This window comes from Chamaesiphon sp. GL140_3_metabinner_50 (assembly GCF_025361915.1).
GTDB lineage: Bacteria > Cyanobacteriota > Cyanobacteriia > Cyanobacteriales > Chamaesiphonaceae > Chamaesiphon.
This window is the reverse complement of sequence record NZ_JANYJC010000046.1, coordinates 1-23,327: the sequence shown is the minus strand read 5'-3', so window position 1 is coordinate 23,327 and position 23,327 is coordinate 1. Positions and strand designations below refer to the sequence as shown.

At 46.2% G+C, this 23,327-nt stretch carries 20 protein-coding genes, 1 other RNA gene and 1 pseudogene; 14 read left to right on the top strand and 8 right to left on the bottom strand.

Annotation, left to right across the window (positions count from 1 at the left end):
• Nucleotides 1–480: 480 nt before the first annotated feature.
• A pseudogene (gene recN, locus Q0R35_RS02365) lies at nt 481–2,216 on the bottom strand (DNA repair protein RecN).
• A gap of 230 nt (nt 2,217–2,446) precedes the next feature.
• Between recN and Q0R35_RS02360 the strand changes: the two are divergent.
• Nucleotides 2,447–4,009, top strand: a complete 1,563-nt coding sequence (locus Q0R35_RS02360; protein ID WP_295614080.1) for a pentapeptide repeat-containing protein — start codon at nt 2,447–2,449, stop codon at nt 4,007–4,009.
• A gap of 62 nt (nt 4,010–4,071) precedes the next feature.
• On the opposite strand, the gene Q0R35_RS02355 is transcribed toward Q0R35_RS02360, so the two are convergent.
• Nucleotides 4,072–4,839 carry a spherulation-specific family 4 protein gene (locus Q0R35_RS02355; protein WP_295614077.1) on the bottom strand — a complete coding sequence of 256 codons (768 nt, stop codon included), beginning with the start codon at nt 4,837–4,839 and terminating at the stop codon, nt 4,072–4,074.
• Nucleotides 4,840–5,103: 264 nt separating this feature from the next.
• On the opposite strand from Q0R35_RS02355, the gene Q0R35_RS02350 reads away from it, so the two are divergent.
• The 6 genes from Q0R35_RS02350 (at nt 5,104) to Q0R35_RS02325 (ending at nt 9,552) form a co-directional block, all read left to right on the top strand.
• A complete protein-coding gene (locus tag Q0R35_RS02350) occupies nt 5,104–5,775 on the top strand; it encodes a class I SAM-dependent methyltransferase (protein ID WP_295614076.1) in 672 nt (223 codons plus the stop codon).
• 27 nt (nt 5,776–5,802) lie between these two features.
• The gene (locus tag Q0R35_RS02345) at nt 5,803–7,044 is read left to right on the top strand and encodes a glycoside hydrolase family 10 protein (RefSeq protein WP_295614073.1); all 1,242 of its coding nucleotides are present in this window, start codon (nt 5,803–5,805) and stop codon (nt 7,042–7,044) included.
• Between the two features lie 59 nt (nt 7,045–7,103).
• Entirely contained in the window at nt 7,104–7,358 is a 255-nt protein-coding gene (locus tag Q0R35_RS02340; protein WP_295614071.1) for a TIGR03643 family protein, read from the top strand.
• A 194-nt stretch (nt 7,359–7,552) separates the two neighbouring features.
• Nucleotides 7,553–8,518, top strand: a complete 966-nt coding sequence (queG, locus tag Q0R35_RS02335) for a tRNA epoxyqueuosine(34) reductase QueG (RefSeq protein WP_295614069.1) — start codon at nt 7,553–7,555, stop codon at nt 8,516–8,518.
• 39 nt (nt 8,519–8,557) lie between these two features.
• Entirely contained in the window at nt 8,558–9,253 is a 696-nt protein-coding gene (locus Q0R35_RS02330) for an HAD-IA family hydrolase (RefSeq protein ID WP_295614067.1), read from the top strand.
• A gap of 107 nt (nt 9,254–9,360) precedes the next feature.
• Nucleotides 9,361–9,552 (top strand): hypothetical protein, encoded by a 192-nt coding sequence (locus Q0R35_RS02325; RefSeq protein ID WP_295614065.1) that lies wholly within the window; start codon nt 9,361–9,363, stop codon nt 9,550–9,552.
• On the opposite strand, the gene Q0R35_RS02320 is transcribed toward Q0R35_RS02325, so the two are convergent.
• From Q0R35_RS02320 to Q0R35_RS02310, 3 genes are all read right to left on the bottom strand, one after another.
• Entirely contained in the window at nt 9,549–10,262 is a 714-nt protein-coding gene (locus tag Q0R35_RS02320) for a glutathione S-transferase family protein (RefSeq protein ID WP_295614063.1), read from the bottom strand. The two genes, Q0R35_RS02325 and Q0R35_RS02320, sit on opposite strands and share 4 nt — an antisense overlap.
• Nucleotides 10,263–10,414: 152 nt before the next feature.
• Nucleotides 10,415–10,723, bottom strand: a complete 309-nt coding sequence (locus Q0R35_RS02315) for a DUF3067 family protein (protein ID WP_295614061.1) — start codon at nt 10,721–10,723, stop codon at nt 10,415–10,417.
• 151 nt (nt 10,724–10,874) lie between these two features.
• Nucleotides 10,875–11,792 carry an LD-carboxypeptidase gene (locus Q0R35_RS02310; RefSeq protein WP_295614059.1) on the bottom strand — a complete coding sequence of 306 codons (918 nt, stop codon included), beginning with the start codon at nt 11,790–11,792 and terminating at the stop codon, nt 10,875–10,877.
• A 142-nt stretch (nt 11,793–11,934) separates the two neighbouring features.
• Here Q0R35_RS02310 and Q0R35_RS02305 point away from each other — a divergent pair, with 142 nt between their 5' ends.
• Entirely contained in the window at nt 11,935–13,845 is a 1,911-nt protein-coding gene (locus Q0R35_RS02305) for a protein phosphatase 2C domain-containing protein (protein WP_295614057.1), read from the top strand.
• A gap of 62 nt (nt 13,846–13,907) precedes the next feature.
• Here the strand turns inward: Q0R35_RS02305 and mnmA are convergent, their stop codons facing one another.
• On the bottom strand, nt 13,908–14,969 hold the full coding sequence (gene mnmA, locus Q0R35_RS02300; protein WP_295614055.1) for a tRNA 2-thiouridine(34) synthase MnmA: 1,062 nt from the start codon (nt 14,967–14,969) through the stop codon (nt 13,908–13,910).
• Nucleotides 14,970–15,391: 422 nt separating this feature from the next.
• On the opposite strand from mnmA, the gene Q0R35_RS02295 reads away from it, so the two are divergent.
• From Q0R35_RS02295 to Q0R35_RS02275, 5 genes are all read left to right on the top strand, one after another.
• A complete protein-coding gene (locus Q0R35_RS02295) occupies nt 15,392–17,266 on the top strand; it encodes an SLBB domain-containing protein (RefSeq protein WP_295614053.1) in 1,875 nt (624 codons plus the stop codon).
• Nucleotides 17,267–17,402: 136 nt separating this feature from the next.
• Nucleotides 17,403–17,879 carry a Fe-S cluster assembly sulfur transfer protein SufU gene (gene sufU / locus Q0R35_RS02290; RefSeq protein ID WP_295614051.1) on the top strand — a complete coding sequence of 159 codons (477 nt, stop codon included), beginning with the start codon at nt 17,403–17,405 and terminating at the stop codon, nt 17,877–17,879.
• Nucleotides 17,880–18,177: 298 nt separating this feature from the next.
• A complete protein-coding gene (locus Q0R35_RS02285) occupies nt 18,178–18,705 on the top strand; it encodes a Ycf51 family protein (RefSeq protein WP_295614049.1) in 528 nt (175 codons plus the stop codon).
• A gap of 222 nt (nt 18,706–18,927) precedes the next feature.
• Nucleotides 18,928–19,935 (top strand): hypothetical protein, encoded by a 1,008-nt coding sequence (locus Q0R35_RS02280; RefSeq protein WP_295614047.1) that lies wholly within the window; start codon nt 18,928–18,930, stop codon nt 19,933–19,935.
• A 62-nt stretch (nt 19,936–19,997) separates the two neighbouring features.
• The gene (locus Q0R35_RS02275; RefSeq protein WP_295614045.1) at nt 19,998–20,597 is read left to right on the top strand and encodes a thioredoxin family protein; all 600 of its coding nucleotides are present in this window, start codon (nt 19,998–20,000) and stop codon (nt 20,595–20,597) included.
• A gap of 196 nt (nt 20,598–20,793) precedes the next feature.
• Here Q0R35_RS02275 and Q0R35_RS02270 read toward each other — a convergent pair whose 3' ends face one another.
• A complete protein-coding gene (locus Q0R35_RS02270) occupies nt 20,794–21,603 on the bottom strand; it encodes a glutathione S-transferase family protein (protein ID WP_295614043.1) in 810 nt (269 codons plus the stop codon).
• A 108-nt stretch (nt 21,604–21,711) separates the two neighbouring features.
• On the opposite strand from Q0R35_RS02270, the gene Q0R35_RS02265 reads away from it, so the two are divergent.
• Nucleotides 21,712–22,566 (top strand): serine protease, encoded by an 855-nt coding sequence (locus Q0R35_RS02265; protein WP_295614041.1) that lies wholly within the window; start codon nt 21,712–21,714, stop codon nt 22,564–22,566.
• Between the two features lie 67 nt (nt 22,567–22,633).
• Here Q0R35_RS02265 and ssrA read toward each other — a convergent pair.
• Nucleotides 22,634–23,031: a transfer-messenger RNA gene (gene ssrA / locus Q0R35_RS02260) on the bottom strand.
• Nucleotides 23,032–23,327 lie beyond the last annotated feature (296 nt).

Here is a 23,327-nt window from a genome sequence, read left to right as displayed (position 1 = left end):
TGAGTTGCCAGTCAAGCCGAAGTCTGTCAGAGCTGAGTTGATCTTGAGTGCCCTGGACAGCGCCTGGGCTATCGATTTTCCTCGTGGGGGCAGAACCCGGATCTGGGGGTACCGACCCCCAGCCCCCCCGTTGAGGAGCGGAACGCTGTCTTGATTTGCTAAACCGTCGGGAGACAAAGGCGTGCGCAAATCGCCGCCCCCTCAAACTCCCCTGCGTAAGGGTTAATTAGTTGGCATTGAGGTGGGTGTTACTACATTCCAAGGATGGCTTCGATCGGGATTTGTCAATCTGTAATGCTTAAAAGTAAAAGTATTCAACACCACTAAATTAACTCCCTACTTCTTACTTCTTACTTCTTACTTCTTACTTCTTACTCCTTACTTCTTACTCCTTACTTCTTACTCCTTACTTCTTACTTCTTACTCCTTACTTCTTACTTCTTACTCCTTACTTCTTACTCCTTACTCCCATCTCCCATCTTACTTACCACGCTGCTTAACAGCCTTCTTAGTACTAGTGGCTTGAGATAATAACGACGAGGCAAAAGAGATGGCTTCTTGTGCCGATTGTCCGCCTGCGATTTGGGCGATTTCGTCGCGGCGTTGCTGTTGAGAATGGAGTTCTTCAATTCTGACGATCGTGCGTTCGATTTCGGTGGCGGTTGACGCGCCATTGGTTTCTTTAATGACCCGAAAATGACGATCGGCCATTGCGGCGATTAGGGGCTGGTGGGTAACGCATAAGACTTGCTGAGACTGGCTGAGGTGGTGGAGTTTACCCGCGATCGATTGGGCGACTTTGCCCGATACACCCGCATCGATTTCATCGAAAATTAAGGTTCCTGCGCCACCGTTATTCGAGAAACAAGCTTTGAGCGCGAGTAGAAAACGGCTCATTTCCCCACCGGAGGCGGTAGCGGCGATCGGTTGCAGGGGTTCGCCAGGATTGGGGCTAAATTGATAGATAATGCGATCGGCACCTGTGAGAGTGGGGGTTTGGGGCGTAATTTCGACTTTAAATTTAACTTTATCCATCGCCAACGGCTTGAGTTCGCCAATCAGGTGGCGTTCGAGATCGATCGCGGCTTGATGGCGGAGGGTGGTTAGTTGTTGACAGGTGTTATCTAGTTCGAGTTGTAATTCTCCAGCTTCGCGTTCTAGCTCTTCGAGGGATATTCCTGCCCCTGTAAGCTGGGTTAGTTCTGTTTGAATAGCCAAAGCATGTTCGCTTCCGTCAGGCTGGGGCCATATTTGCGGCAGATTAGCTTTAATGTCCGAATCCGTTCTTCAATTTCTAGTAATCGATCGGGATCTGCTTCGAGGGAGTCGCCATAATAGTTAATATCGCGTCCGGCTTCGGTAACTTGAGTGAGGGCGAGGCTGACGAGATCGAGGGTGGGTTGAAGGCTGGAATCGATGCCTGCCATCCCAATTAGGGTAGCTTCGGCTTTGCCTAATAAATCGGCAACGGCGATCGCTCCGCCCGTATCATTTTGGTAGAGTAGTTGATAGACAGCGTAACTCTGCTGCTGAAGATCGACGACGTGGCTGAGGCGTTGGCGTTCGGTTTCGAGATCGATGAGTTCGTCGGGAGTGGTGAGGCAAACTCGATCGAGTTCTTCGGCTTGATACTGAAGTAAGTCGAGTCGCTGGAGTCGCTGCTGTTCGTTTTGCTGTCGATCGAGCCACTGGCGATGGACTTGTTGGTATTTACTATAGGCGATCGCAATCGCTTCTCGCTGCTGGATGAGTTTTTTACCGCCGTATAAGTCTAGTAATTCGCGCTGGTGGGTGGGATCGGTGAGTAAAACTGTTTGCCCTTGCGCGGTAATTTCGATCGACAGTTCCCGTAATTCCTGAATGAGCTGGCGATTGCAAATTGCCCCATTGACGCGCAGTCGCGATCGCAAATTGCCACCCTGCGCGCTCAATTCGCGACTGCAAATGACGGTATCATCGGGAAGATCGAATTCGCGATCGGTTAGCCATTGCCTGACTCGATCGGTCATCTTAAAGGTACCTTCGATCGTGGCTTTTGTCGTTCCCGTCCGAATCATCCGCACTGTTGCTTTACCGCCGAGTACCAGATCGATCGCATCTAGAATAATCGATTTTCCCGCACCAGTCTCGCCTGTCAACACATTTAACCCCGCTCCAAATTCTAGCTCTAGCTCATCAATGAGGGTGAAGTTATGAATGCGAAGGGACAGTAGCATCGAGGGTAAGGGGTAGGGGAGTAAGGAGTAAGAGAGTAAGAAGTAAGGAGTGTGGGGAGTGTGGGAGGCGGAAAACATACTCACTATTCACTATCCACTCTAATTTAGCCAAGATCGATCGGCGTAGTAACTTGACTTTCTGGGTAAAAAATTGCGCCGGATGATGGAAGCCACTGCCAATGGTAATAAACTAGAGTGGAAAAACTTCTATAGCCTGAAGGCTAACAGCTATGAACGACTCAGATAACGTTGCCGCTAATGCCGGATTTGCCGATCGATTCTCCTCTGGAGAGGCTACGCCAACGATCGATAATAATCTACCTGACTTCAGCACCGATGGCTATAGGGTAGAAAAGCGATTGTCTGAGCGTAACGAGCGGGGAGTGGCAACTTATTTAGCACGAGAAATCGAAATCGATTCGCCTGAGGCGATGCTACGCGATCGAGTGGTAGTCATCAAACAGTGGCAAATATCACCTCAGACTGGCACGGGCGTAAGTTATGCAGATTACTTACCAGAAATCGGGCGGTTACTACAATTCAACCATCTTAATATCGCCTGCTACCTAAATTCCTTCCAAACTCCAACTGGATTTTGTGTCGTCCGTGAATATCAGCCTGGAGTATCGCTTGCAGAGCTAGGGACGCTACCACCATCAGATATTAAATTAGTAGCTGATGTCGTCTTAAAAATTCTTAAAGATCTCCATCAACTAGTTCCGATCGTCGTTCATCACAATATCAAGCCAGAAAATATCATTGTTAACACCGAGGCAGGATTAGAGATATATCTAGTCGATCTTAGCTTAGATCCACACTCCGATCGCGTCGAGCAGCGGTTGAGTCCAGCACTCGATCTCTACAATTTGGGCATGTCTTTAATTTGTATGCTAACGGGTACCTCTACATCACAAGCCCAGCACTTATTCGATGTTAATCATCGGCTAAATTTTCGACACTTATTACCGCCAAGCACCGATCCACAATTAATTGCTTGGCTAGAAAGAATGGTCGAGTCAAACTATCGCCCAGAACATCTCAATACATTTACAGCAAGGCGTTCGACTCCCGATTTAGTTCCAGAAGAAGCTCTCGAACAAACGGGATTTAAACTTACAGAACCCAAACGCAAGCTTAACTGGTGGGGTTGGGGCATCGGTATCGCCATTATCGTTGGTTTGGGTGCGATCGTATATCCATTTTTATTCCCAGAAAGCGACGAACTCAGTCCCGCTCAAATTGCTAAAAATAATTCCCTTACCAAACAAGCCGAATTTGCAGCAACCGATCGCGGTAAATTACTTAAAGATAAACGTTGCCTGACTTGTAATCTCGATCGTCAAGATTTTTCACAAGCAGATCTCGCTGGGGCTGTCGTCCCCCAATCTAGCTTTAAGGGCACAAATTTTACTGGTACTAACCTGGCATTGGCAATTTTTCAAGATGCCGATTTAACTGGAGCTAATCTCAGTAAAGCTAACCTTCAGCAAGCTGCTCTCTATGGTGCCCAGATCGTCGGTGCAAATTTAGCAGGTGCCAATTTAACTAAGAGTAAGTTAGTCTATGCTAATTTTAAAGGCTCTATCTTGCGCGATGCCAATCTCTCGAATGCCGACCTTAAATTTACTGAGTTTCAGCAAGTAGATTTGAGAGGAGCAAATTTGACAGGTGCCGATTTAACTAATGCAAATTTAGTTAATGCCAATCTTCAAAATGCCAATTTAGATGGTGCCAAGTTAGATGGTACGAATTTAACTGGCGCGACAATGCCCGATGGCTCTATTCATCCTTAGTTTAGGGGATAGGGAATAGGGAATAGTTGTCGGGCTTTAGAAGTAAGCCCACTCTTTACTCTTTACTTCTTACTCCCCGCCTTATTTAGTTGATGGATATAATTAACCTGCGCTTGCCAGTATTCGGGTAAACTATCCCAGGGATTCTGGTCGGCGGTGGTAGTGCTATCGTTAGTTATGTAGATATAACCGAATCGATCTTTTTTAGTACGATCGAGAATATTCTTCATTAATTTTCGATTAGACGTGGTATGTATTAATGCTGCAAAATGTTGGGGTGAATACTTTTTTGTGTATGCTGGCGGGCGATAATTTTCCCAGGCTTGGCGATTGTTTTCCAGCAATACTATCAGATCGGCAACTGGTTGGCTGATATAAGTTTCATCTACAATTGTCCCCGGATTGACGATCGTCAGATATTGTGGCGATTTAGATCTAATGTATCGATATAATTGGTGATAATAATCTATTTTGTCGCGATCGCTACTCATCTCATCGATAAAGATACCATCGATGTGAAAGTATTTAATATAAAGGTCGATATCAGCTTTTACAGCTTGTAGATCTCTGGTGGTGTAATTACTTGGCACATAACCAACCATCTCGATTCCGGCTTGATGTAAATCTTTAATTCCTTGTTGATAATCAGTATTTGGCGGTGCGCGATCTGGGCCATTATTAGGATTAATAATTGCGACGATTGTTACTTTTTTAGCAGCGGCTATTACCTGTTTCCATAAATATTTATCTCGATCGTACCAGTTTGGGTAAATATAGAGCGGCAACAGAATTTTAAGTCGAGAATCATCGCGCTTTTCTAAATTTATCATCCAATTTTGTCCGATCGAATTAGTTTGCTCCAAATGTAGATTTCTAGCTTTTATCTGGGAGCTTAGAAGTAGATTTATTCCAAAAGCTGCATAACCAATCGAGTAGGTAATAATTAAAACAGTTATTAATATCCAGCGTAACTTCATAACTACTAATTTGACTTAACCCAAGCGCGATCGATAATAATTATTTAATTTTACACGAGTCATGCAATAGCATAAAATAAAACTAGCCTACTGCGATTAGATACGACATCGAAACTTATGGATAGAATACTCGAACCAGAAGTCATGGATACTTGGCTAGAAGCAACAGCTTATGATGCGATGGATTTTCTAGCTGTGAATACCGCATTTACTACCGATGCGATCGCTTTAGATCCATACGCTGTTAAAATTCTGGATATTGGTACTGGTACCGCCAGAATTCCCATTTTAATGTGTCAGCAACGACCTCAATATTTAATTACAGGCATAGATTTGGCACAATCGATGCTAATTATCGGTCAGCAAAATCTAGCAGCAGCAGCATTAACTCAACGGATTAGATTGGAGCGGGTAGATTCTAAACGGATGCCATACCCAGATCTAGAGTTTGATATGGTAGTTTCTAATAGTTTAGTCCATCACTTACCCGATCCATTTTCCTTGTTCGGAGAGATTAAAAGGTTAGTAAAACCCGATGGATCGATTTTAATTCGCGATTTAATTAGACCAGAAACCGATTTAATTGTCAACAGTATAGTTGCCAAGCTAGGTAAAGATTATGACACGCATCAACAGCAGCTATTTCATGATTCGCTTAAAGCTGCACTCACACTTGCCGAAGTTAGAGATTTGCTCGATCGAGTAGGGTTAGATCGATTGAGTTTGACTCAATCTTCAGAGCTACACTGGACAATTTCTGGGAAGAAAGGTATCGATAGACAAATCTAAGCTAATCTTATAAATCTACAGATATATATGTTAAAACGAAAATCTTGGTTGGGATTATGTATCGTTATTGGGCTAATGTTTTCCCTAATAATTCCAACGATATCGTTATCTCAATCTTTGCCAACTAAAGCAGCTAGAGAAATTCGCGGCGTGTGGATTACAAATGTTGATAGCGATGTGTTGTTTACTCGCGATCGATTGGCAACGGCCATTAAAGATTTGCGATCGCTAAATTTCAATACTATCTATCCAGTTGCCTGGAATTGGGGATATACAACTTATCCGAGTAAGGTTGCTAAAAAGATTGTCGGTAGCAGTTTTATGCCCAAAAAATCGGCAGGAATCTTAATCGGTCGAACACTGAATAAAAATGAAGGTTTAGAACGACGAGATGTCATGCAAGAGCTGGTTACACAAGGACATAAAAATGGTTTAGCAGTAATTCCCTGGTTTGAATTTGGCTTTATGTTACCCGCAGCTACCGATCCGGCTGGTTCCGATTTTGCCAAGCTCCATCCCGATTGGCTGACTCAAAAACAAGATGGTGGCACAATCTGGAAAGAAGGTAAAGATCCGCGTGTATGGCTTAACCCATTTAAACCAGAAGTAAAAAAATTTATCATCGATCTAGTCGTCGAAGCAGTTGGTAAATATGATGTCGATGGCATCCAATTCGACGATCACTTTGGCTTACCTTCCGAATTTGGCTACGATTCATTTACCGTTAATTTATATAAGAGCGAACATCAGGGACAACTTCCACCCAAAGATTTTAAAAATGAAGCATGGATTAACTGGCGTGCTGATAAAATTACACTGTTAATGCGCGATTTGTTTACAGCAATTAAAGCAAAAAATCCTAAAGCGATTGTCTCAATTTCTCCCAACCCTCAAATCTTTGCCAAAAGCTTCTTTCTCCAAGACTGGGCAAAATGGGAACGTCAAGGCTTAGTAGAAGAATTATTAATTCAAGTATATCGCGATAAATTATCAACATTTGTTGGCGAACTGCAAAAGCCAGAAGTTAAACTTGCCAGTCAACATATCCCCGTTGGAATTGGTATTTTAACTGGTGTCAAACCCAAGCCCATCCCGATGCAACAAATTCAAACTCAAATCGCCGCCGTTCGCAAAGAAGGTTTAGCTGGGGTATCATTCTTTTTCTATGAAACGCTCTGGAAATTAACCAGCGAACCAGCCGCAGCGCGTAAGGATGGGTTCCGACAAGCCTTCGCCCAATCGGTTGCTCGATCGAGCATAATTAAATAAGGGGTTAGGTTTTAGAGCTAGAACTTAAACCCGATGTTTAGATACGATAAGTAATTATCATGGAATTACCCGAATTAGATTCCGAAACGATCGATCGAGTATTAGAGATGGCATGGGAAGATCGAACTACATTTGAATCGATCGAATTGCAATTTGGTTTGTCAGAACCGCAAGTCATCGCCCTAATGCGGCGCGAGATGAAGGCTTCGAGTTTTCGGATGTGGCGCAAACGCGTGACGGGGAGAAACACCAAACACGCCACCCGCCGCGACTTCATTGCAGGGCGGTTTAAATCTCAGAATCAGAAAGGATAGATTTGGTGAATAGTGAATAGTGGATAGTGAATGGTAATTAGGGGCTTGCAATTTGATAAACCCACAAATATCTAGGATGTTATTTCCACGCAAGTCCTTTAACTTGTTTCTCCAGTAACATTGGGCGGTTCATCCGCCCAAGAACGCACTTTTCGATATCCACTATCCACTAAAAAACTAGTAACTTTGTCTTAATGCAAGATGCGATCGCGAACGATCTCGCGCAACAGATTGAAGCTCGCGCCCGTGAAATTGGCTTCCACGCCGTCGGAATTGCAAACATAGACCCACTCACTACCCAAGCCGCAGCAACCCGCCTGCAAGAGTGGTTAGCGTTGGGCTATCAGGCAGATATGGCATGGATGTCCGATCCGCGCCGTCAGGATATCTATCAGCTCATGCCGGGGGCAAAAACCGTAATTGCGGTGGCACTTAATTACTACACCCCTCACCAACGTCCAGACAGCCCCGTTTATGGCAAAATCGCTCGTTATGCGTGGGGTCGAGACTATCATAAAGTACTTACAAAAAAACTCAAACAACTAACAGCTTGGTTGAGCCAATCGTTCGATGGGATAAACGCGCGTTATTACGTCGATACCGGGCCGATTCAAGATAAATTTTGGGCGCAAGCAGCCGGAATCGGCTGGATTGGTAAAAATGGTAATGTCATCAATCGTCAATACGGTTCGTGGATATTTATCGGCGAAATTGTCACCGATTTGGCATTAACTCCCAGCCAGCCTCACGCCCAACATTGTGGCACATGTACTCGCTGCATTTCTGCTTGTCCGACAGGCGCAATTACTCAACCTTTTGTAGTCGATGCCAATCGATGTATTGCTTATCATACGATCGAAAACCGTGCCGAAACTTTACCCCCAGAAATCGCTGCTAACCTGCAAGGATGGGTCGCAGGTTGTGACATTTGTCAAGATGTTTGCCCGTGGAATCAGAGATTTGCCCAGCCGACAGATGTAGCAGATTTTCAACCTTATGCCCGTAATCTCGATCGCACTTTAACAGAGTTAGGATCGCTCACGGATGAGGCGTGGGATCGCAGCTACACAGCCTCTGCGTTGCGTAGAATTAAACCAGCGATGTGGCGGCGCAATGCAATTGCAAATCTTCATAATCTGGGGATCGCAATCGAACGTTAATTAGATTACAATTTTAAAACTGGCATCGGCTTCTCACAAATGCGAAACAATTCTAAACTTATCATCTTTGATTTTGATGGCACCTTAGCTGATACCCTAGGGGCGTTGCTGCGAATTAGCAATCGCTTGGCACCAGAGTTCGGCTATCCACAGATTGGGGATGAGCAGTTAGCAAGCCTTAAATATCTAAGTTCGTGGGAAATTATTAAGCTTTCCAAAGTGGCATTATGGAAGCTGCCGTTTTTATTAAAACGAGTGAAGGAAGAGTTTCCGGCTGAAGTACGGAATGTGAGGTTATTTCCTGGCGTAATTGAGTTATTAAATACGCTCAAAATGCAGGGTTATAGGTTGGGCATTGTCAGCTCTAATGCGGAGCAAAATATTAGGTCGCTCTTGGGTCAAAATCAGATCGAACATTTGTTTGAATTTGTGACAACAGCATCGACTTTTGGCAAAGGTAAGGCAATTGGCAAGCTGCTGAAGCAATATAAATGCCCTAAGTCTGATGCGATTTACATTGGTGATGAGATTCGCGATATTCAAGCGGCTAGATCGATCGAAATCCGCGTTGTGGCTGTCGGATGGGGATTTAATGCGCCGACAGCATTAATCGATCGTCAGCCAGATCTATTAATCACGAAACCATTAGCATTAATTAATGCCCTAGCGCGATTCTATCCCGTTGGCGAAGCCTTGCCCCTGGCAAATCGAGCCAATAATTTGGCTTGTTTGTAATCTAAATAGTTGGGGTAGGCGCAATCGATAAATTGCGCCTACCCTAATTTTTGAGTTAGTTGGCATTGAGGCGACCGATCGCAAAGATTCGTTACACTGTTTAGAGTGTGACTTACAAATATCGCCTCGATCTGATGAACTCTAACAGCCAACCGCAACCAAATAACCCACCAGCAAATACTACTAACCAAATTGAGCGAGATTCAGAAGCTAGTAAAATTTTGTGTCCTCATTGCCTGCGAACGGCAACCAACAAAATTAAATGTAAAGGGCTGTGCGTAGCCGATAGTGATTATTAGCCAGCCGAGATTGGATAATATCGATCGCGAATACGATGGCAGTAGGCGACAATGTTATTTGATTTTTGCGCTCGATCTTTAAGTGGCGAATTAAAAGGTGTCTCTAAGATATTCGCTAATATTCCATACGCAGATGCATCGAGCGAAGTTGGTTCGTCACCAAAGAAAAACGGTTTGTCAGCCAGAAAATCTGACAGCGCAGTCAGATCGGCAATGCCAATGGCATAAATTTCAGCCGAGCTATGTTTGCCCATTCCATGCCCTTCGAGCTGTTTCTGCATGTTTTTACGCCCGATATTGGGGACGGTAGCGCGGAGCAAGGGAGGAAGATCTTTGAAAAATATCGCCTTAGTCTTTTCCCAATTGTCAGGCTCGATCCAGCGATTGTGTGCCATCACCCAGTAAAGATTTTCCTCAATCAGGCGGCGCATTGATAGGGAGATCGCTCGCTCTGATGGGGTGAGGTGTGCATCTAGTCGATCGCCGTAAGTTTGCTTGAGATAATTGATAATAAAGTTAGAATCGCCGATCTCGATCTTGCCATCTTGGATATAAGGCATTTTGCCTTTGGGTGCTTTACCCATGTCGGTCGTGTAGACTGACTCAAACGGCGTATCTGTCATCCGCAGATAGGTTTCCAATTTGAGACAAAAGCTACTGGTATTAGGTAACCCAAACGCTGGAGCAAATTGGTAAAGCTTGATTGTCATGCCGATTTAAGCTAAGTTGACATCACCTCGGCACTGCCGAATTAATTCAATCATAAGACATAAAAACTACTTGCGATCGATTGTAATGTTTTTGTTACATTTGCGCGATCTTCAATTGGTTCGATCGTCACACACTCAATTTTTCACGCAGCTTACAAAATCCATTCTGATGCGCGATCGCCCAAATCGAGCAGAATACTCACAGCTTTACCCAATCGAGGCTTTTCGGTCGTTGCGGCGATAAATTTCTGGACTTGGGCGACACTACCCATCGCCACTAAATAAGAGGCAACCGTATCTAAATGAGCCAAATATTCGGTTTCTGAGAGCGGAAAAGATGCTTGTTCTTGATATTTCCACATCACTTGCAGATAGATTTTATTCGGAGTCTTCCGCATCTGGACATCATAGGAATAGCCCCATTTAGCAACGATCGTTTCTCTGAGTTCTTGTCCAGTCACAATTTTAGGATGTGGATAGTGAATAGTGGATAGTGGATAGTGGATAGGAAATAGGGGGAACTTTAGATGAAAACAGTATTAAAAATGATTCAGCTTTTACTCTGGCAGGATGTTTATTAAGTATTCCTGTCGATTAATCGATCCCTATTCCCTATTCCCTATCCCCTGGCTTTCGTAGAAAGTCTAATGTGCCTGTATTGCCATCGAGAATTGCAGCTACACCGACTGGTAGTGCGGCATTACAGCCGTCGTGTCCGAAGGGTAGATTGGCAACGATCGGGATATTCAGATCGGTCAGTCGATCGCGTAGCACCTCTTCTACTGTAAAGCTAGAACTGCCTGCTGGGGGTTCGCACTGACTGAATCTACCGATCGCAATTCCGGCAACCTGGGACAGTACCCCAGTCAGCCGCCAATGGGTGAGGAGACGATCGATCCGATAGGGAGCTTCAGTGACATCTTCGATCGCTAGAATCGCCCCAGTCAAGTCTGGTTGAAGTTTCGTACCCAGCAAATGGGTAGCGACTGTCAGATTGCATGGTAATAATTTACCACGGGCCACATTGCCCACCCAGCCATCGCCCTGTAGTACTGGGATCGGTTTTCCCACCACCAGATCGAATAAACGATCGCGCGACCAATCGGGTTCATCTGATAAGGTAGTAAGTAATGGCCCATGAATTCCGCTGATTCCTTGCTGTGCCAAACTCCATAGTAAAGCAGTAATATCCGAAAACCCAATCAGCCACTTAGGTTCAATCGTCCGATCCCACTGCCAATCTTCGAGTAACCGCATTCCACCATAACCACCCCGCGCGCACAAAATTCCGCGACACTCAGGATCTGCCCAAGCTGCTGCTAATTGAGTCCGTCTAGTTCCATCCGTTCCGGCTAGATAACCCCAACTCGCCTCGATCTCTGGTGCTACTTCGACCCGAAACCCGCGCTCTCGCCAAATTTCAATCCCTCGATCGAGTGCCTCGCGATCGCGTAATTTGCCACTTGGCGCAATTACCCGCAACAAATCTCCACTTTTCAGGGGTAAAGGTGTTTGACAAGGTGCAATCATGGGTATTTATAAGATATGCGAATTGATTTTTACTAGAGCCAGAGATTAGTCCCGCGATCGTTTTCTCATTATCACACCCATCAATCCACCTGAGTTGCCATAATAGCGTAAACTATCGGCAGACTGAATCCACCCGAACCCCATGACCAATCAACTAGCGGTAAAAATAGTCTGCCAAAATCCTGAATGTCAGGCTCCCAATCCGGCGAGTCATAATTTTTGCGCGCACTGTCGGACGGCAATTCCTAAAGTTTATTTATGGGCGGTAGGTGAAGATGCCTCTAGCCTGAAAGCTGGACAGACGCTGGCGAATAATCGCTATGTCGCGGTTAACAATCGAGTATTGTTAGATACCAAACCGGGCTGGCAACCGGAAGTTGTGGAGAAAGTGCCCGAATTTATTACTCCCTACCTGCGACTGATCGGGCACCGTCCGCACGTTCCCCAGGTGTATGGCTCGGTAACTTACAATCGCTCCGGACGACGGACTAGTACCTTGTGGTTGCTCGAACAAGCCCCAATCTATAGCGAGGGTTTAGGAGCCGCACTGGCGGGGAAAGTGATGCCAGAACTGAGCGAAAGCTGGAAAACCGCCGGATCGATGCGTCAGCTCAATTGGCTGTGGCAAATCGCCAATTTGTGGGACTCAATGGAAGTCGAAGGCGTGAGTCGGACATTGCTACATCCAGAAGTATTGCGAGTAGAGGGCGGATTGCTGCGGACGATCGAATTCATGCCCAATGGCGAATCGCCGCCAAAATTAGCCGAATTGGGCAAAATTTGGAAGATGTGGCAAAAGCAGGCGCGGATCGGCATCGCTCAAACCTTAGAAAAAATTGTCGATCGCTTAATTAAAGAAGAATTTACCACCGCCACTCAACTAATTGCCGCGATCGATGAAGCCCTCAGAACAGTCGGTCAAAAACAATTTCTCAACTGTAATTATATTACCCTCACCCATACCGGGCCGACGCGGGAACAGAACGAAGATGCCTGTTATCCGCCCAGTGGTGATGGAATGTATCAAAATACAGGCTACGATTTGAGTCTGGCGATCGTCTGCGATGGTGTCGGCGGCCATCAAGGTGGCGAAGTTGCTTCTAATTTGGCGATCGAAACCATTCACCGCCGGATCGAAACCGTCCTCGATAAGCCCGAAAATCGCTATCCTGATAGTATCAGCATCCAAATCGAGAATTCAACCTGCATTGCTAACGATCGGATCAGTCATCTCAATGACAGCGAAAATCGCCACGAACGCGAGCGAATGGGGACGACGATGGTAATGAGCCTAATCTACGGTCACGAGGCTTATTTCGCCCATATCGGCGACTCTCGGCTGTATCGGATTACGCGGACTGGTTGCCACCAAATGACCTTAGATGACGATTTGGCAACTAGAGAGGTGCGGCTCAGTGGGATTCTGTATCGAGAAGCTTTGGGGATGAGTTCTTCGGGTTCGCTCTATCAAGCCTTGGGAATGAATTCTTCGAGTTCGCTCCATCCCAATATCCGGCGGACGATTGTCGATGAGGAGTGCATCTTTTTACTATGTTCCGATGGTGTGAGCGATCGCGACCGGGTCGAGCAATACTGGCAAACCGAAATTTTACCTGTCTTAGAGGGGAAAGTCGATCTGGCTACGGCTTGTCAGCGGACGATCAATATGGCAAATACCCATAACGGACACGATAACGCCACTGTCGCCCTAGTGCATTGTCAAGTCAAGCAGCCAGTGGAAGCCGGACAAAATACTACGCTTCAAGACTTTCCTGCCGATGCTAGTACCTACATCCAGACCGATACCCTGCTACTGAGCAGCCCCGAAAGCAGTGCTGATGAAAGTAATCGCCAGCACAATCCGGTAGATCGATCGATCGCTATGCCAACAGCTACAACTAAACAGTACCTATTGCTAGGAGCTGTCGGGTTAGCCTTATTTACGGCGATTGGTGCTGGTGCTTGGTTCTTCTCTCAAGGAAATTTGAGTGCGCCACCGCCAGTAGTTAGTCCCAGTCCCGCTGCGATTCCTAGCACGCCTCCAGCTAATTAACTCAAGTTGCTACCCACAATCGTAGGCATCTTGTCTGTAACATCTTGCGTTGATGACTCTCATCAATCGACGACGATCGGGTCGATAATACCACCACCGAGGACGATATCGCCATCGTACCAAACGGCTGCTTGACCGGGGGTAATGCCAAATTGCGGTTCGTCAAATACTAATTTAACCTTATCCCCAGCCAGCGGAATCACACTCACAGGCACGGCTGACGATCGATAGCGCACCTGAACTTCAGCCCGAATCGGCGTAGTTGGTTGCGGAATCGATACCCAGTTTACCCGATCGACCGTACATTCGCTGCCATGAGTTTCCTCGCGCGATCCGACGACGACGCGATTTTTGAGTGCATCTAAGGCGACGACATATAAAGGTTCGGGAGCGGCAAGCCCGATCCCGCGCCGTTGACCGATCGTATAATGATGGATGCCCAAATGCTGACCGAGGATCGCTCCTTGAGTATTGACAATTTCCCCCGGACGTTCGTTGATATATTTGTCTAGAAAGGTTTTCATCGAGCCGTGTTTTTCGACTAAACACAGATCTTGGCTTTCGGGTTTATCGGCGGTAGAAAGATTCAAACCCGCCGCAATTTCCCGCGTTTGGGTTTTGAGGGTATCGCCCAGCGGGAATACAGTCGCAGCCAGGATATGTTGTTCGAGATCGTAGAGAAAATAGGTTTGATCTTTAGATCTGTCGATCGCCCGTCGTAATTGATGCCGTTGTAAATTATCGTCGTAAGTAATCCGGGCATAGTGTCCCGTGGCAATATAGTCGGCTCCTAATTCAGCTTTAGCATAAGCCACCATCGGCCCAAATTTCACCGCCTTATTGCACTGAGAACAGGGTAACGGCGTAATACCAGCTTCATAACCAGCGACGAGATAATCGATAATATACTGCTCGAAAGTATCGCGACTATCGACAATCTGGTGAGTAATCCCTAACTGTTCGCAAATTTTTGCTGCATCGACCATTCCTTCCGAGCAACATTGACCTTTACCCCGCATCAACCAGAGCGTCAGACCGATGACATCGTAACCTTGCTCGCACAAAATCGCCGCAGCAACCGAACTATCAACTCCTCCAGAGAGTCCCACAACAACTTTTTTCATAGCTGGCAACATCGAACTTTTACTTATAGTTTGCCTACTACTAATTTAACACTTTTCTCAATCGGCTTGGACGCAGCAGACAGTCTGGATCGAGATTGCGCGGAGCGAGGCGAACACACGACTTCGAGATCGATCGTCCCATGTGCTAATTTCGAGCGTCCGGTTGGGAATTATAGATAGAGATCTTGTCAGCTCGTACCAGCTATCTGGCTGGGAACATCAAATTGTGCCCGCACGTCGTCCAAGCCAGGACAGATCGTCACTAATAACGTATGTATATTACAAAAAAAGTGCTGTAAACTTCGTAAGCGCAATTGCCAGAAGGTACGATAAAACACTGAGGATAAGAATTACCTCTAAGCCTTAAACTAGATGGTTAGACATTAAATTAAACCGACCGCCATTAAATATATAAATTTTTTATGAAAACTACTAGTTTGCAGACTTATATCTACAAAGGTCTGATGGTTGGGTTAGTACCAGTACTCGCGATCGTCAATCTCCAGTCAGTAGGGATGGCGGCTCCCCCCAAAGCGAGTAAGCCTACCGCTCCAGTTAAAGATCTCACCGCTAAAATTAGCATCACTCCTAAAACAGCTAAAGCCAAAACTCCCGCGAAACCTGCCAAAAGAGTCGCAGCACCTTCGTTTAGTAGTAACAATAGTTTTGCCGATTCTTACACTCTCGGCCCTGGTGACAGATTGCGGATCGACATTTTTAACGTGCCTGAATATAGTGGCGAGTTTTTTGTTCTCGGCGATGGTGCGATCAATTTGCCTGTTGTTGGCGCGATTCCAATTCAAGGATTGACCGTTCAAAAAGCTTCTAGCCTACTAACATCTTACTTCTCTCGCTACGTCAAACGTCCGATCGTCACGATCAGCGTCTTGGCTCCTCGTCCCGTTCAATTTGCTATTGCGGGTGAAGTTACCCGCTCTGGTTCTTACACCGTGCCATTTACAGGCGATAACCGAAAATTCCCGACTGTCAGCCAAGCAATTCAACTAGCTGGCGGTACTACTCAAACTGCCAATTTACGCCAAGTTCAAGTGCGGCGCGCTGCGACTGGTAGAGTAGCAATCGTCAATATTTTTGACGTACTCCAACGGGGTAATACCTCCCAAGACATTACCCTCCGCGATGGCGATACCATCTACATTGCGCGTGCCGAAGGCGTAAATGCCGCAGACCGACTGCGCCTGTCGGGTTCTAACCTCGCCAACCAAGATGCTACCGTCAAAGTTGCCATCCTGGGCGAAATTGGTAAACCAGGTACCTACACCCTTAAAGGCGATAGTGGTGGCGGCGGCGGACGCGTCACACCGCCCACACTTACCGAAGCGATTAAAATAGCTGGGGGTAGTACCGCTTCGGCAGATCTGAGCCGAATTCGAGTGCGGCGGAATACCCGGACGGGTGTCGGTCAAGTATTACCGATTAACCTCCTCAACTTGCTCAAAGCCGGAGATTTCGGTCAAGATATCATTCTCCAAGATGGCGATACCATCTTGCTACCGACCGCAAATGAGATTAATAGTGCCAATAGCACCCTCGTTGCTGCTTCCAACCTCGGCCCACAAGCCATCAGTCCGCCCAGAGTAGTGGTAGTCGGTGAAGTAAATCGCCCCGGTACCTATACGGTGACAGGAGCTGCAAACACGACTAACAATAGTACCCAATTAACTGGTACAGTTGCGCTCCCGACGGTTACCAATGCCATTCAAGCCGCTGCTGGCATCAAACCTACTGCCGATGTTCGTCAAGTCCAATTGATTCGGACGACTCGTTCTGGCGAACAGAAAATCTCCCTCAACTTGTTTAAACTGATTCAACAAGGCGATACCAGCCAAGATATCATTCTCCAAGAAGGCGATCGAATTTTTATTCCAGTCGCTCAAAATCTTACCGCTCAGGATGTAGATTTAGTCGCATCTTCGACTTTCTCACCCGCGACGATCAGAATCAACGTGATCGGTGAATCTGCTGGTAGTGCTGGTGGCGGTCGCGAAGTCCCCTCCAATACCACACTCAATCAAGCAATCTTACTTGCGGGTGGCTTCAATAACGTTCGGGCTAACAAAAACGAGATCGACTTTATCCGGCTCAATCCTAATGGTACTGTGACCAAACGCTTAATTAAGCTCAACTTTGCCAAAGGTATCGATTTAGAGAGCAATCCTCGCCTCCAGAACAACGATACGATCGTCATCGGTCGGAATAACCTAACGCGGATTGGAGACGGCTTCAGCACGATTCTAACGCCCTTTAACGGTCTGTTAAATTTCTTTAGATTCTAAACTGGCTATTTTGCTGGGGTCAAGGGTAAAGGATCGAACTCGATTTCCTTTGCCCTTTTTCCATTTTGGGCAGACTAGCTACTAAAGAAGCGATCGGGGATAATAAAGATCTGAGTATCGATCTGTTGAACCTGCTATGAATACGACCAATTTGCGAGATCTGTACCAACAGGTCATTCTCGAACACTACAAAAAGCCCAAGCATAAAGGTAAAACAAATCCGATCGATCGATATCAGAAAGGGCACAATCCATCTTGTGGCGATACGATCGAACTAACATTAGAACTCGATGCTACTGGCGAACGCGTTACCGATGTTAAATTTGAGGGTGAAGGATGCGCGATTGCCCTGGCTTCGGTAGATTTGATGGCGGGAGCTATCGCTGGTAAAACGATCGATGAAGCTCTAGCATTAGTCAGTATTTTTCAAAGCATGATGAAAGGGGAAGCTGAATTTCCTCAAGAGCAACGCAAGCTCAATGTCATGAAAGGAGTCGCTCAATTCCCCGTGCGGATCAAATGCGCCAACCTCGGCTGGCATACTCTCAGAGCCGCTCTCCTAATGACAGGCTCCGCCAAACTCGCCGATTTTGTCACCAATGAAGCAGAGTAGGGAATAGGGAATAGGGAATAGGGAATAGGGAATAGTGGAAAGCGAAAAGTGCGTTCTTGGGGCGCGAGCTTTTGGGGGGAAGCTTCCCCCAAAACGTCGCTTCTTTGCGCTGTCTTGTCTCACCTTTTTTGACGGGGAACCCGTCCAAAGGTGAGCCGCAAGAGAAGCAACTATTCGAGATAGTTGAAAATTTTCCAAGCATCAAATATTCTAAACTCTTCTATCCCCTATCCCCTATCCCCTATCCCCTATCCCCTACCCCCTACCCCCTATCCCCTATCCCCTAACACCTAATACAATGATTTCAACAGCCGACTTCTTCACATACTTTCAATGGTCGGGAATTGCGACGCTGGCTTTTGGCGCAGTCACACTCTTGGCTTTACTCCTAAAATGGGGTTTTAAATTTCGGCTCGTTGGGGCGACCGGGTTTATGGGAGTGCTGACTGCGGGATTATTTGCGTTGAGCTTAGTGCCCATCGTCCATACTAATGTTCCGGGCGCGTTACATTACTCCTTAATTTATGATAACGGTAGCGACCGAGCGACGATTGCCGTTCGCACGCCGATTACCGAAACAGGATTAGATGCCACTTTACGCCAAGCAGCAGCCGATTTATACTCTTACGGTCGGTCGGGTTCGAGCGACAAACAGCTTAAAGTCCGCGCCAGAACTGTGATTCATCCACGTCCTGGAATTTCCGAACCATTGGTATTAGGCGAAGTAACCCGTTCCCTCAGCGGTGGCGAAGATAGCCAGTTAAACGTCAAAATCGAGCGTGATAATTTGCTCAAAGTCGATCGAACCACCCCGTCAAAAGTCTAAATAACAGCAGTTTCCTCAAATCTAACCGCCAAATTTGAGTTATGAGTTAGCGATGCAGCTTGGGGGGGAATAATATGAGAAGTTGGCAAGACTCAGATCGCTCGGATCGATTCCCCAACCCCAACCTCAAATTAGAATGATTTCTCCAGGCAATTTTAGTGATGGAGAAAGAACTTCGATCGCATCGTTTGACTAAAACTTAGATAAAAACTGGTTAACTTCATGAGGATTAATGACCCAAACTTACTTCAACAAGTTGTTAACTACCTAGACAGACATCAAGAAGCAGTTCGCATTAAAAAAATGCTGTATTGCCTGTGTACCAGTAGGTGGGAAAAAGATACAGATTATTTAAACTCGATTAACTTTCAGTATCTAATCGAACAAATAATTAGAGAAAATAATACTCTTGACCTATTTAGAACCTTATTACAAAATCTAATTAAAACAGTTAATAAACCCAAGCAATATATCGAAATTGCTAAGGTGATTTATTTAGCGATCGGGCAATTATATCCTGAATTTCGTCAAGAACATGGCGGTAGACCCCAATCGCCACCCCCTGCCGCCCGCATACCCGAACCAGAACCCAGTAATTCAGCGGTGGGAGTGGCTTCTGCCTTCCAACGCGCCTATGCTCCAGAACCCACGCAAGCAGACAGTGGTTTGCACGGTATTCCCTCGTCAATCGAGCGGGCTTATGCACCTGCACCCACTCAAGCTTATGTCAGTCAGCCTGTGCCATCAGTACTAGAACGGGCTTACGCACCATTGCCCAGCCAGCAATTCGAGCAACAGGAATCGACTTACGAGGATGTCGATGAATCTGCTTACGAAACATATTACGATCCAGATCTCTCCGAAGGGGGTCGATTTGGTACTGCCGAACCTCCAGATCCTGAGTATCAAGTTCCTGAATACGATTCCTTTAGCTTACGACAGAATGTCATGAGCTATACCAATCCGCTGCGGGCAAAAATCATTCTCTCGCTGATGCTACGACCCGACTTCAACTTTGGAAGCCAATCAGTCGCCGCCCTACGAGAATATCAACTTGACGATTTGTTATTAGAAGTTTTAAAAGCTTACCCGACCATCTCTCAACTTGAAGAAAGTATGACTTGTGCCGTCGAACAACTGGTAGAACTAGAAGAATACGGTAAAGCAGCTAATGGCTTGCTCCAATCGCTAGTACCGCTCTACATGCCGAAAACATCGGGCGTGAGATAACGTCAGCATGACTAATTAAGGTACGCTGGTAAGCGTCGCACGATCTAAATAAAATCTTTAATATGGTCAGAACTGCCTCGACAATGCTAGCTTTGGGCGTTAGTGCGCCAGATTTTCACCTCACTGATGTCGTCAGTGGGGCAACCATTTCGCTCGCTACTTTTGCTGACAAACCAGCTTTGTTAGTGATGTTTATTTCCGTTCACTGTCCGTTTGTCAAACACGTTCAGAGCCAGTTGGCACAGCTCGGTAAAGATTATAGCGCGCAAGTAGGAATAGTTGCGATCGGCTCTAATGACATCGAAAAATACCCCGATGATGCGCCAGAGCATTTACAAGCTTTAGCCCATGCTGAAGGGTTTAATTTCTCGGTCTGCTGCGATGCCTCTCAAGTGGTGGCGAAAGTTTATACGGCAGCTTGTACGCCAGATTTCTTTTTATTCGACCGCGATCGCCAGTTGGCTTATCGGGGACAATTAGACGATAGTCGTCCTTCTAATGGTCAACCAGTGACCGGACGAGATTTGCGCCACGCGATCGAATCTTTACTGGCTGGTAAGGAGGTTGATGCCAATCAACGCCCCAGTATCGGCTGTAATATTAAGTGGATTCCTGGTAACGAGCCTGAGTACTTTACCGGAATTCGGGCTGAAGAATCTTAATTGTGTGAGCTGGCTACGATGTATCCACAAGTCAATAGACTTCGTCTTAGGTTGGTTTACCCCCCCTTTATAAGGGGGGGCTTTCGCTCCCTCCCCTGTATAAGGGGAGGGCTGGGGTGGGGTAAAGGACTACGCATCATCTCCAATCAACTTGTAAATGCACGGTAGGTAAGTTTGGAGCATCGATCGTTACAAATTAATCGATCGCAATTGTCGTTGGGGTGGTCGGTGCGGCTCCAGAATTATTACTAATATCTGGCGTAAATGGGTTGCGGAAATCGGCGTATAACTTATCTCTCCAAGTGAAAAACACATCATAGTCGGGATTGTCTGCAAACCCCGGCACCCCTTTCCCTTTCAGATTAAACGGCACATTCAGATAAGGCCCTTCGGGAATTTTGAGCAACAAACTCAACCCGGCTACAGTCAAATCTGCTAGGGTGGGAGTATCGCCTGTTAGATAAGCATTAGAATTTTGAGCCAGTAGCATACAAATCGATTCTAGAGAGCGGTGCATCTCTGCTTTCGCCGCTCTCATCGCATCTGGGGTCAAGCCTACTCCCAACCCTAGCAGATCGATTGCTTCTGTGGGAATCGAGCCGACTAAATTTTTGAAGATATCGGGGGTGCCGCTGGGTAGAATAGAGGTACGCAAGCTACTACTCTTGAGACCTTCTAACAGAATCGATCGTCCTTTAACCCCAATTGAATTATCAGCCCATTGTTCTAGTAGCAAACAAGTTGCTTTTTTTTGGGGGTCGGTCGGAATAATCGGTCGATCGGGATAAGTTTTGTCAAGATAGAGTGCAATTGCGGTAGAGTCGGTAATAACCTTATTGCCATCTTTGAGTACGGGCACTTGTCGTTGCCCAGAGATCCGAAATAGGTCGAATTGTCCGACTCCCGGCACAACTTCGATTTTGCGATATGCTAACCCTTTATAGTCCAGAACCAATCTGACTTTTTCCGAAAAGTGCGATAGTTCAAATTGATATAGTTCTAGCATGTATTTTGTTCTCGATCGTAATTTAAATAGCTCTATCATTTATCCTAGAACATCAACCGTGAAATACATATATCCAAGCTTACGGTTTTCACGCCGATCTTATCTATAATGCCTAAGCTGACTCCACCCGATTCCGTACAGCAGACGTTACCCAAAGGCTTAGGAGATCCGCCCTGGCAATCCTGGATTTTCCGCCTGTTCCCAATGTTTTATATGACGGCTCTGACGATTGTACTACCCACAATTTTGACTCAATCTTTTGTGGTGTCCGATTTAGGCGTTACTCAGGAACAAAAATTACGGCAACAGCTCAGATCGATTTCGATCGAGATCTTAGCGCGTGGTGAAAGTATTGGTTCGGGGGTGCTGCTTCGCAAGCAAGATCGGATTTATACCGTCGTGACCAATGCTCATGTCATTCAATCGACTAAGGCACCATTTCAACTGCAAACCCACGATGGGGAGGTTTATGCCGCTGCTTTAGTCGCTCCACCCACTAACCAGAATCGCGATCTGAGCATTCTGCGCTTTCGCAGCGAACGACGCGCTTACGCTACGGCTAGATTAGCAGCAGCTAACCCGAAAGTTGGCGAACGCATCTGGTCGGCAGGATTCCCCGCCGATAAAAATAATGGTGTCGATCGTGCCGCCTATGACACCGCTAAGGCTGCCTGGGGGCTAGAGATTGTCAGCGGCCAGGTGACCCAAATTTTACCGATCGCCATCTCTGGTGGCTATGGCATCGGCTTCGACCCCTGTATTCGCAAGGGGATGAGCGGGGGGCCAGTACTCAACCGCGCGGGTGAATTAGTCGGGATTAATGGTCTTCATGCCAATCCGCTCTGGGATGTACCAGAAGTTTTGGAAAATGGCTCGACTGTCAACGATCTCCTGCAAGAACAAATCAAAAATTCTAGTTGGGCAATTCCTAGCAAGTTTATCGGCGACTATATTAAGTTGTAGATAGTGGCTGGTGGCTACTAAAAATAAACCCCGCTCGGAGGATAAACTTCGAGCGGGGTCTAGAATTTAATGGAGCTGGGCAGAGTCGAACTGCCGTCCGCCCTGGGTATTTACTTTCCGCTCATTCACAGGCCTAGTCTATCTAATCCTCAAGACGGGAGTGACCAATTATCCCAGGTCGCAGGATGCTCTGATGAATCTTAGCCATTTAACCTACCAGAGACGGTTAAATAGAGCATCCGTTGAGGGTTTAGTTATAGTAATTAACGGAGTCATACTATAAATGCTCGACTTAGAAATTAATCGTAAGTTTTTTTTAGGCGGCTACAGGAGCTGCTTTACGAGCGAAAGGTACAATGTTGTTTGCATCTATATTTATTTGAGCCGATATTAACGAGAGTAGACTCCCTCTCGACCTGTATCACAGTGCAGCTTTCGCCAACACGTCGAAACCTTTACAGCCCCAAGTTCTCTTATTGTACAGTAATTTTAGGGATTTTGGGAGGGGAGAGGTTTTAGGCTTTAGGCTTTAGGTGTTAGGCTTTAGGAAAAATTCGATCTAGTTTAAAGGGATCTATGGCACCCCTGTTCTTGAACTAGATCGAATTTTTCCTAAAGCCTAATCCCTAAAGCCTAATGAAACTCCTCTGTATCAGCAACGGACATGGTGAAGATGCGATCGCATTACCCGTGCTTCAAGAATTGCGTAATCTACCAGAACCGCCAGAAATAGTCACATTGCCGATCGTGGGTGTGGGCAA

What these genes read in the sequence shown, in the direction of transcription:
- Q0R35_RS02310 (WP_295614059.1), bottom strand. Translation starts at nt 11,792, where the DNA reads ATGATTGCACCTTGTCAAACACCTTTACCCCTGAAAAGTGGAGATTTG.
- Q0R35_RS02360 (WP_295614080.1), top strand. Translation starts at nt 2,447, where the DNA reads ATGAACGACTCAGATAACGTTGCCGCTAATGCCGGATTTGCCGATCGA.
- sufU (WP_295614051.1), top strand. Translation starts at nt 17,403, where the DNA reads ATGAATACGACCAATTTGCGAGATCTGTACCAACAGGTCATTCTCGAA.
- Q0R35_RS02265 (WP_295614041.1), top strand. Translation starts at nt 21,712, where the DNA reads ATGCCTAAGCTGACTCCACCCGATTCCGTACAGCAGACGTTACCCAAA.
- Q0R35_RS02345 (WP_295614073.1), top strand. Translation starts at nt 5,803, where the DNA reads ATGTTAAAACGAAAATCTTGGTTGGGATTATGTATCGTTATTGGGCTA.
- Q0R35_RS02340 (WP_295614071.1), top strand. Translation starts at nt 7,104, where the DNA reads ATGGAATTACCCGAATTAGATTCCGAAACGATCGATCGAGTATTAGAG.
- Q0R35_RS02350 (WP_295614076.1), top strand. Translation starts at nt 5,104, where the DNA reads ATGGATAGAATACTCGAACCAGAAGTCATGGATACTTGGCTAGAAGCA.
- queG (WP_295614069.1), top strand. Translation starts at nt 7,553, where the DNA reads ATGCAAGATGCGATCGCGAACGATCTCGCGCAACAGATTGAAGCTCGC.
- Q0R35_RS02285 (WP_295614049.1), top strand. Translation starts at nt 18,178, where the DNA reads ATGATTTCAACAGCCGACTTCTTCACATACTTTCAATGGTCGGGAATT.
- Q0R35_RS02275 (WP_295614045.1), top strand. Translation starts at nt 19,998, where the DNA reads ATGGTCAGAACTGCCTCGACAATGCTAGCTTTGGGCGTTAGTGCGCCA.
- Q0R35_RS02320 (WP_295614063.1), bottom strand. Translation starts at nt 10,262, where the DNA reads ATGACAATCAAGCTTTACCAATTTGCTCCAGCGTTTGGGTTACCTAAT.
- Q0R35_RS02330 (WP_295614067.1), top strand. Translation starts at nt 8,558, where the DNA reads ATGCGAAACAATTCTAAACTTATCATCTTTGATTTTGATGGCACCTTA.
- Q0R35_RS02280 (WP_295614047.1), top strand. Translation starts at nt 18,928, where the DNA reads ATGAGGATTAATGACCCAAACTTACTTCAACAAGTTGTTAACTACCTA.
- Q0R35_RS02305 (WP_295614057.1), top strand. Translation starts at nt 11,935, where the DNA reads ATGACCAATCAACTAGCGGTAAAAATAGTCTGCCAAAATCCTGAATGT.
- mnmA (WP_295614055.1), bottom strand. Translation starts at nt 14,969, where the DNA reads ATGAAAAAAGTTGTTGTGGGACTCTCTGGAGGAGTTGATAGTTCGGTT.
- Q0R35_RS02295 (WP_295614053.1), top strand. Translation starts at nt 15,392, where the DNA reads ATGAAAACTACTAGTTTGCAGACTTATATCTACAAAGGTCTGATGGTT.
- Q0R35_RS02355 (WP_295614077.1), bottom strand. Translation starts at nt 4,839, where the DNA reads ATGATAAATTTAGAAAAGCGCGATGATTCTCGACTTAAAATTCTGTTG.
- Q0R35_RS02270 (WP_295614043.1), bottom strand. Translation starts at nt 21,603, where the DNA reads ATGCTAGAACTATATCAATTTGAACTATCGCACTTTTCGGAAAAAGTC.